This window comes from Streptomyces sp. ICN903 (assembly GCF_022015835.1).
Taxonomy (GTDB): domain Bacteria; phylum Actinomycetota; class Actinomycetes; order Streptomycetales; family Streptomycetaceae; genus Streptomyces; species Streptomyces fenghuangensis.
In genome coordinates this window covers 1-8,374 of the sequence record NZ_JAKMAY010000258.1, presented here as the reverse complement: position 1 = coordinate 8,374, position 8,374 = coordinate 1, and the positions used below count along the sequence as shown (strand labels likewise).

General features: G+C 74.1%; 9 protein-coding genes. 5 read left to right on the top strand and 4 right to left on the bottom strand.

Annotated elements, in window-relative coordinates; genetic code table 11:
• Both L7D48_RS22305 and L7D48_RS22300 read right to left on the bottom strand, forming a co-directional pair.
• Positions 1-470 (bottom strand): hypothetical protein (locus L7D48_RS22305; RefSeq protein WP_237881778.1); only part of this gene is annotated, 470 nt, incomplete at its 3' end.
• A gap of 75 nt (positions 471-545) precedes the next feature.
• The gene (locus L7D48_RS22300; RefSeq protein WP_237881776.1) at positions 546-1,199 is read right to left on the bottom strand and encodes a GntR family transcriptional regulator; all 654 of its coding nucleotides are present in this window, start codon (positions 1,197-1,199) and stop codon (positions 546-548) included.
• Between the two features lie 160 nt (positions 1,200-1,359).
• Here L7D48_RS22300 and L7D48_RS22295 point away from each other — a divergent pair, with 160 nt between their 5' ends.
• Both L7D48_RS22295 and L7D48_RS22290 read left to right on the top strand, forming a co-directional pair.
• On the top strand, positions 1,360-1,971 hold the full coding sequence (locus L7D48_RS22295; protein WP_237881774.1) for a DJ-1/PfpI family protein: 612 nt from the start codon (positions 1,360-1,362) through the stop codon (positions 1,969-1,971).
• Positions 1,968-2,441: a MarR family winged helix-turn-helix transcriptional regulator gene (locus tag L7D48_RS22290; protein WP_237881772.1), complete on the top strand. Its 474-nt coding sequence runs from the start codon at positions 1,968-1,970 to the stop codon at positions 2,439-2,441. Before L7D48_RS22295 ends, L7D48_RS22290 begins: the two co-directional genes overlap by 4 nt.
• A 164-nt stretch (positions 2,442-2,605) precedes the next feature.
• Here the strand turns inward: L7D48_RS22290 and L7D48_RS22285 are convergent, their stop codons facing one another.
• Positions 2,606-3,889: an adenylosuccinate synthase gene (locus L7D48_RS22285; RefSeq protein ID WP_237881770.1), complete on the bottom strand. Its 1,284-nt coding sequence runs from the start codon at positions 3,887-3,889 to the stop codon at positions 2,606-2,608.
• A 304-nt stretch (positions 3,890-4,193) separates the two neighbouring features.
• Between L7D48_RS22285 and L7D48_RS22280 the strand changes: the two genes are divergently transcribed.
• Complete coding sequence (locus L7D48_RS22280; RefSeq protein WP_237881768.1) at positions 4,194-5,060, top strand: diacylglycerol kinase; 867 nt, start codon at positions 4,194-4,196, stop codon at positions 5,058-5,060.
• Positions 5,061-5,096: 36 nt separating this feature from the next.
• Here L7D48_RS22280 and L7D48_RS22275 read toward each other — a convergent pair whose 3' ends face one another.
• Positions 5,097-5,630: a MarR family transcriptional regulator gene (locus L7D48_RS22275; RefSeq protein ID WP_237881780.1), complete on the bottom strand. Its 534-nt coding sequence runs from the start codon at positions 5,628-5,630 to the stop codon at positions 5,097-5,099.
• A 96-nt stretch (positions 5,631-5,726) separates the two neighbouring features.
• Here L7D48_RS22275 and L7D48_RS22270 point away from each other — a divergent pair, with 96 nt between their 5' ends.
• Both L7D48_RS22270 and L7D48_RS22265 read left to right on the top strand, forming a co-directional pair.
• Positions 5,727-6,689: an ABC transporter ATP-binding protein gene (locus L7D48_RS22270; protein WP_237881766.1), complete on the top strand. Its 963-nt coding sequence runs from the start codon at positions 5,727-5,729 to the stop codon at positions 6,687-6,689.
• The gene (locus L7D48_RS22265) at positions 6,686-8,323 is read left to right on the top strand and encodes an ABC transporter permease (protein WP_237881764.1); all 1,638 of its coding nucleotides are present in this window, start codon (positions 6,686-6,688) and stop codon (positions 8,321-8,323) included. Before L7D48_RS22270 ends, L7D48_RS22265 begins: the two co-directional genes overlap by 4 nt.
• Positions 8,324-8,374 lie beyond the last annotated feature (51 nt).

The window sequence follows — 8,374 nt, the reverse complement described above, 5'->3', positions numbered from 1 at the left end:
ATACCCAGGTGGGGGGCGACCGCCTCCAGCTCGCGCAGCAGCCCGTGGCTGGAGCCCAGCGGGCCGCCGCCGGCGAGGAGTTCGTCGTCGGAGAGCGGGTGGGGGAAGTCGAGGGGGACGTACGCGCCGGCGTGGTCGTAGTGCCACACCAGGTGCGACTGCTGGGCCGTCGGGGCGAACATCTCCAGCAACTGCTCGTAGTCGCCGCCGAGTTCGTCGACCGGGGTGACCTCCAGGCCGCAGAGCTGGAGCAGATGGGCGCGGCGCAGGAAGTGCAGCGCGTCGTAGTCGAAGCCGGCGACCGGCGCCACGTCGCCCGACAGGCCGGGCATGTAGCCGTGGACGGGGACCGGCGGCAGCCCGGCGGCGCTCAGCGCCCTGTCGTAGGACGCGAGTTCCTCGGCGAAGGGGTTGTCGGGGCTGTGGCACAGCACGTCGACGAGCGGCACCAGCCAGAGGTCACAGGCCAACGGGTGCTCCAATACGGCGGGCGGCGGGCGGGGAGCGAGGAGCCGTGCGGGCTCCGGGCGCAACAGCGTAGTCGCTCAGTCCAGCTTCTCGGCGAGGGCGAGGCAGCGCTCGTCGCAGGCCGCGACGAGGCGTCCGGCCGCCGCGTCGTCCCCGCACCCGACCGCGTCGGCCAGCTCGCGGTAGCCGGTCCACAGCAGTTCCCGCAGGCCGGGCCGCTCACGCAGGTGCGGCACGGCGAAGACCCAGCACTGCACGCGCAGCCGGTCCAGGAACTCGGTTATGTAGGGGTTGCCCATCAGTTCGCCCAGTTCCCGCCAGAAGCGCAGGTCGTAGCCGATGAGCACGTCCAGGTCCCCACCGAGGACGGCCCTCTCGGCGGCCTCGGCGCGGCGGCGCACCGAGGCCAGCCGCTCGTCGCCGGGGGCGGGCCGGGCCGGGTCGGCGGGTCTGCGGAAGACGCCCTCGGCGACCAGGGTGCGCGCCTGGACCATGGCCCGGTAGTCGGCGGTGGTGAAGACGTGGACGCGGAAGCCCCGGTGCTGCTCCACGTCCAGCAGGCCCTGCGCGGACAGGTCGACGAGCGCCTCGCGCACCGGGGTGGCGGAGACGCCGTACTGCTCGGCTATCTCCTTGACCGTGAAGCCCCGGCCCGCCGGGAGACGCCCGGCGAGGACCTCGTCGCGCAGCGCGTCCGCGATCTGCGCGCGCAGTGTGCTGCGCTGGATCACGGGCGCCTCCTCACTGCTTCGAACGTCCGGGCGCCGGCGCCGTCCGTCATCCGCACCCCCTTCTCCAGGGGCAAGCCTAGCGCCCGCCCTTTGACAGCATCCTGTCGAAGTGACAGCATGTTGTCATAAGCGTCCCGGCGATCAGCTCCGAGGAGGAGCCATGGAACGCAAGACCGTGCACGTCGCCGTCTACGACACCTTCGCCGACTGGGAGATCCCCTACGTCACCACCGCCCTGACCGGCGCCGGACACCATGTGGTGTACGTCGGCGAGAGCGGCGAGCCCGTGATCAGCATGGGCGGCATGCAGGTGTCGCCCGGCCTGTCCGTCGCCGACCTGCGGCCCGCCGACAGCGCGCTGCTGGTCCTGCCGGGAGCGGACGCCTGGGAGAAGGTGCTCCCGCCCTTCGCCGCGGCGGCCCGCGCCTTCCTGGAGGCCGGGGTCCCCGTCGCGGCCATCTGCGGGGCCGTGACCGGGCTGGCGAAGGAGGGGCTGCTCGACGACCGCCCCCACACCGGCGCCGCCGCCGAGGTGCTGGCCGCCACCAGCTACCGGGGCGGCGGCCACTACCGCGAGACCGACGCCTGCGCCGACGGGGACCTGATCACCGCCGGTCCCACCGAGCCGGTGGCGTTCGCCCGCGAGATCCTGGCCCGGCTGGAGGTGTACCCGCCCGAGGTGCTCGACGCCTGGTTCCGCCTGTTCCGGCACTCCGACGCGAGCGCCTACGGGGTGCTGGCGGCCCACGAGGGCGCGAGCGGGGCGGCGTGAGCACCCCCGGACTGCTGTCGGACACGGCGCTGGCCGTCTTCCGGCTGAACGGGCAGTTCCTGTCCGCCGCCGAGCGGCTGGCCCGGCCCGCCGGGCTGACCGCCGCCTGGTGGCAGGTGCTCGGCGCGGTGCTGCGCGAGCCGCTGCCGGTGGCCGGCATAGCCCGCGCCATGGGCGTCACCCGGCAGAGCGTGCAGCGCGTGGCGGACCTGCTGGTCGAGCGCGGCCTGGCGGTGTACGAGCCCAACCCCGCGCACCGCCGCGCCAAGCTGCTCGCCCCCACCGACGAGGGCCGTGCGGCGGTGGACCGGATCACCCCGGGCCACGCGGAGTTCGCCGCGCGGCTGGGCGAGGCGCTGGGCGGTGAGGAGGCCTTCGCCGAGGTGCGCGACGCGCTGGAGCGGCTGTCGAAGGCGCTGGACGGCCTGGAGGCGCGGGACGCGGACGGCGGCGGGCCGGCGGGAGTGTGAGCGCGGTCGGGGTGTGAGCGCGCGGGGCCGCGCGCCGGCTCTTACACCGGCCCACGCACCGGGGGCCGCGCCGTCGAGTACGGCGCGGCCCCCGGTGGGCGCGGTCGGCGGGAGGATCCGGCCGGAGTTCCCCGATCAGGGTCTTCCCGGTCAGGGTTCCCCGGTCAGAGGAACGAGTTGATCTGGATCGTCTCGTCCCGGCCCGGGCCGACGCCGATGGCGGAGACCGGCGCGCCCGACATCTCCTCCAGCGCCTTCACGTAGGCCTGCGCGTTCTTCGGCAGGTCGGAGAACTCCTTGGCCCCCGAGATGTCCTCGGACCAGCCCGGCAGCATCTCGTAGACCGGCTTGGCGTGGTGGAAGTCGGTCTGGTTGTAGGGCAGCTCGTCGACCCGCCGGCCGTCGATCTCGTAGGCGACGCAGACGGGGATGCTCTCCCAGCCGGTGAGCACGTCCAGCTTGGTGAGGAAGAAGTCGGTGAGCCCGTTGACGCGGGTGGCGTACCGGGCGATCACCGCGTCGAACCAGCCGCAGCGCCGGTCGCGGCCGGTGGTGACACCGCGCTCGCCGCCGATGGTGCGCAGCTTCTCGCCGTCCTCGTCGAACAGCTCGGTCGGGAACGGCCCGGCGCCCACGCGCGTGGTGTACGCCTTGAGGATGCCGATGACCCGGTCGATCCTCGTCGGGCCCACCCCCGCGCCGGTGCAGGCGCCACCGGCGGTCGGGTTGGAGGAGGTCACGAAGGGATAGGTGCCGTGGTCCACGTCCAGCAGCGTGCCCTGTCCGCCCTCGAAGAGGACGACCTTGTCCTGGTCGAGCGCGTCGTTGAGCAGCAGGGTGGTGTCGCAGACGTAGCCGCGCAGCGCGTCCGCGTAGCCGAGCAGCTCCTCGACCACCTGCTCCACGGCGATGGCCCGGCGGTTGTAGAGCTTGGCGAGGATCTGGTTCTTCTGGTCGAGGGCCGCCTCGACCTTCTGCGTCAGGATCGACTCGTCGAAGAGGTCCTGGACGCGGATGCCCACGCGGTTGATCTTGTCCGCGTACGTCGGGCCGATGCCGCGGCCGGTGGTGCCGATCTTGCGCTTGCCCAGGAAGCGCTCGGTCACCTTGTCCATCGTGGTGTGGTACGGCGTGATCAGATGCGCGTTCCCGCTGATCAGCAGCTTGGACGTGTCCACGCCGCGCTCTTCGAGCCCACCCAGCTCGGAGAGCAGGACCGCCGGGTCCACCACGACGCCGTTTCCGATCACCGGGACGCAGCCCGGGGAGAGGATGCCGGAGGGGAGGAGGTGGAGCGCGTACTTCTGGTCGCCGACGACGACCGTGTGGCCGGCGTTGTTGCCGCCCTGGTAGCGCACCACGTAGTCCACCGAGCCACCGAGCAGGTCGGTGGCCTTCCCCTTGCCTTCATCACCCCACTGAGCGCCGAGCAGCACGAGTGCGGGCACAGGCGTACACCCCTTCCGGCCGGGGCATGTCCAACGTGCGTGTCGGCCGTGGACCGGACGCGCTGACAAGAACCGTCGGACCGGTGCCCCGAATCGACGAAACCCCTGACCGCAACAGCGACAGGGGCTCTTGCACCGAGAGATTACCGGACTCCTCCGACGGGAGGCGAACGCGACGACCCCCGGCCGCACCCCCGCCGATCCCGCCGTCCGTACCCACCACAGCCAACTCCCGTCCGCGGCCGCCGATTCCGGCCGCCCCCGGTGGCCGCAGGCGGCCGGGACAACCGAAGGAAGGACCGAGGTGCCGGTTCCGCATCCGCTGCTCGTGCTCGTCGACCCCCTCGCACGCCGTACGGACGGGGAGTCCGTACGGATCGCCAGGGACGTGCTGGCCGCGGGCTCTCCCGGAGTGAAGGTGTGCCTGCCGGACGGCCCCGAGGAGGCCGCGCGGGCGCTGGCCCGCCGGGGCCGCAGGCGCCCGGTGGTGATAGGGGACGACCGGGCGCTGCTGCGGGCGGTGCGGCTGCTGCACCTGGAACGCGGGCTGGCGCACTGCGCGCTGTCGGTGGTGCCGGTGGGGCGGCCGGGGTCGGTGGCACTGGCCGGGACGCTGGGGGTGCCGCTGGACGCGGTACGGGCGGCGCGGACGGTGCTGGAGGGCCGGGAGAGACGCTTCGACCTGCTGATAGACGACAGCGGCGGCGTGGTGCTGGGGGGCCTGCGCATCCCGCCGCTGCACGGTGAGCGGGAGCGGCGGGGCACAGGGGGCGGCCCGGCGCGCGGACCGCTGGGCCGCTGCCGCTCCCTTGTGCGCACCCTGACCCGGCCCGCGCCCGGCCCCGGGGCGGCACGGCTGCGCGTCGAGGCCGACGGGGTGCTGCTGACCGACCTCGACAGCCCGGTGGAGCGGGTCTCGCTCACACCCGGCGGCGGTCTGGTGGACGTGGTCGTGCGGCGGCGGTCGGAGGACGGCCCGGTGCGGGCGCGGGCCCGCGCGGTCACGGTCTCGGGGCCGCACTTCCGCTACCGCGCCGACGCGGTGGTCTCCGGTCCCGTCCTCACCCGCACCTGGACGGCGCACCCCTCGGCGCTGCGCCTGACCGTGCCGCCGGCCGACCCACCGGCCGCTCCGCCGGCCGTACCGCCCCAGCGGCCCTCGCCCGCCTGAGGCCGGGGGCGGGCCCCGGGCTCCCGGGCGGGCTCGTCAGGAGGGCTCGGAGGAGTCACCGCCGCGCACGGCGTCGCGGTGGGCGTGCCAGCGGTCCAGCATCATGGCCAGCTCCCGCCGCATGAAGTCGAAGAACTCCGCCGTCTCGGCTATGCGGCGGCCCGCCGGGGTGTCGGGGCCGACGGCCTTGAGGCCCTGGTCGAAGGTGGCGTTCCAGCGCCCGAGCAGCGCGTCGCGGTCGGCCATCGCCTTGTACCAGGCGTCCGCGTGCACCCGGTAACGCTCCCGCCGCGAGCCCGGTTCCCGTTCGCGGGTGACCAGATGGACCTGGGAGAGGTAGCGGATGGCGCCGGAGACGGCGGCCGGGCTGATCCGCAGGCGCTCGGAGAGCTCGGCGGAACCGAGGGTGCCGGAGTCCTCGGCCAGCATGCAGGCGAAGACCCGCGAGGCCATGCGCTGCATGCCCGCCTCGGTCAGCTCGGCGGCGAAACGCTCGACGAACTCGGCGACCTCGGGCCCGTAGGACCGCGTACGCGGACCGACGGCCTGCTCGTTCGGCTGTTCACTCACCACCACGGGCCCCATCCTCGCAGGTCAAGAACGCCTGGACCATCCTGGCCGTTTTCTGTCTTCACAAATTTCTGAAATTAGCGTAACTTCGCAACCATGACCAAGGCAACCACCGCCATCTCGGTCTCCGGTCTCGTGAAGACCTTCGGCCGTACCCGCGCGCTCGACGGACTCGACCTGCACGTCGAGACCGGCGAGGTCCACGGTTTCCTCGGGCCCAACGGTTCGGGGAAGTCCACCACCATCCGCGTCCTGCTGGGCCTGCTGCGCGCCGACTCCGGCACCGCCCGGCTGCTGGACGGCGATCCCTGGCGGGACGCCGTCGAACTGCACCGCCGCGTCGCGTACGTGCCCGGCGACGTGACCCTGTGGCGCAACCTCTCCGGGGGCGAGGTCATCGACCTCTACGGGCGGCTGCGCGGCGGGCTCGACGCCCGGCGCCGCGACGAGCTGCTGGAGCGCTTCGAGCTCGACCCCACCAAGAAGGGCCGCACCTACTCCAAGGGCAACCGGCAGAAGGTCGCCCTCGTCGCCGCCTTCGCCTCCGACGTGGAGCTGCTGATCCTGGACGAACCGACCTCCGGGCTCGACCCGCTGATGGAGGGCGTCTTCCGCGACTGCGTCGCCGAGGAGCGCGACCGGGGGCGGACGGTGCTGCTGTCCAGCCACATCCTCAGCGAGGTCGAGGCACTGTGCGACCGGGTGAGCATCATCCGCCGGGGCGTCACCGTCGAGAGCGGGTCGCTCGCCGACCTGCGGCACCTGACCCGCACCTCCGTCAGCGCGGAACTTGCGGGCGAGCCGGACGGGCTGTCCGGCCTGCCCGGCGTACACGACCTGTCCGTGCGGGGCCACCGGGTGCGGCTCCAGGTGGACACCGACAAGCTGGACGGCGTGCTGCGGCGGCTCTCGGAGACCGGCGTGCGGAGCCTGACCAGCACCCCGCCCACCCTGGAGGAGCTCTTCCTGCGGCACTACCAGGACGAGCCGGGGAAGCCGGGGGGCCTCGGGAACGGCGCCGCCGCGGCGGCCGACGGCGAGGAGGTCGTGGCGTCATGACCGCCGTCGCACAGCCGGCGGCGGCCGCCCGCCGCGACGGCTCCCGCCGCGACCTGGCCGGCACCGGCGCGCTGCTGCGGCTCGCGCTGCGCCGCGACCGTGTGCTGATCCCGGTGTGGGTCCTGCTGCTGACCGTGCTCGCCGTGCAGAACGCCGCGGCGGTCGAGCAGTTCTACCCCACCGCCGCCGAACGCGCCGAACTGGTCGCGTCGATGAACGCCAACACCTCGATGCGCGCGGTGTACGGCCCGGCCTTCAGCAGTTCCCTGGGCGGACTGGCCGTCTGGGAGATGCTCACCATCGGCAGCGTGCTCATCGCCATCATGAGCATGATCGTCGTGGTGCGGCACACCCGCGAGGAGGAGGAGACCGGCCGCCAGGAGCTGATCTCCGCCGCGATGGTGGGCCGCCGCGCCCCGCTCACCTCCGCCCTGCTGGCCGCGGCGATCGCGAACGCCGCCGTCTCCGCCCTCGTCGCGCTCGGCCTGACGGGCGTCGGACTGCCCGCGGGCGGATCGCTGGTCACCGGGCTCGCCCTGGGCGGCACCGGGCTGGTCTTCGCCGCGGTCGCCGCCCTGGCCGCGCAGCTCACCGAGAGTGCCCGGCTCGCCAAGGGGCTGACCGGCGCGGTGCTGGGCGCCGCGTTCGTACTGCGGGCCGCCGGGGACTCCGGCACCACCGACGGCTCCTCCCCCCTGGCCTGGGCCTCCCCCCTGGCCTGGGCGCGCAACGCACGGCCGTTCGCCGAGGAACGGCCCTGGGTGCTGCTGCTGTCCCTGGGCCTGGCGGCGGCGGTTACGGCCGCCGCGTACGAGCTGGCCGGGCGGCGCGACATCGGCGCGAGCTTCCTGGCCACCCGGCCCGGACCGGCCACCGGCCGGATCAACGGCCCCTACGGGCTGGCCTGGCGGCTCCAGCGCGGCTCGCTGCTGGGCTGGGGCACCGCACTGGTGCTGGCGGGCCTGGTCTTCGGCGCCATGGCCGAGGGGGCGGGCGACCTGCTCGGCGACAACGAGCAGAGCCGCGAGATCATCGAGCGGATGGGCGGTGCCTCGGGCCTCACCGACGCCTTCCTCGCCGCCATGGCCGGGCTGTTCGGCATGATCACCGTGCTCTACGCGGTGGGCGCGGTCCTGCGGATGCGCGGCGAGGAGACCTCCGAGCGCGCCGAGCCGATCCTGGCCGGTGCGGTGCCCCGGCTGCGCTGGGCGGCCGGCCATCTGCTCTTCGCCTTCGCCGGATCGGCCGTCCTGCTCGCCGCCTGCGGTCTGGCCATGGGGGCGGGCTACGGACTGGCCGCCGGGGAACCGGGCGCGGTGTGGCGGGTGACCGGCGCGGTCCTCGCGCAGGCGCCGGCGGTGTGGGCGCTCACCGGCGTGGCGGTGCTGCTCCTGGGCGCCGTGCCCGGGGCGGCCCCGGCGGCCTGGGGGCTGGTCGGCGCCGCGCTCGTCATCGGCTGGCTCGGCCCCGCGCTCGACCTGCCCCGGGCGGTCATGAACCTCACGCCGTTCACACACCTGCCCAAGCTGCCGGGCGGGGACCCGGCCGCGGCGCCGTATCTGTGGATACTGCTGGCCGCGGCGGCGCTGACGGCGGCGGGGCTCGCCGCGTTCCGCCGCCGCGACATCGGCTGAGGCGCCGGCGGGAGGCGGGGCGGGGCGGGCAGGAGTCCGTTCCGCCCCGGC

What these genes read in the sequence shown, in the direction of transcription:
- L7D48_RS22270 (WP_237881766.1), top strand. Translation starts at nt 5,727, where the DNA reads ATGACCAAGGCAACCACCGCCATCTCGGTCTCCGGTCTCGTGAAGACC.
- L7D48_RS22265 (WP_237881764.1), top strand. Translation starts at nt 6,686, where the DNA reads ATGACCGCCGTCGCACAGCCGGCGGCGGCCGCCCGCCGCGACGGCTCC.
- L7D48_RS22295 (WP_237881774.1), top strand. Translation starts at nt 1,360, where the DNA reads ATGGAACGCAAGACCGTGCACGTCGCCGTCTACGACACCTTCGCCGAC.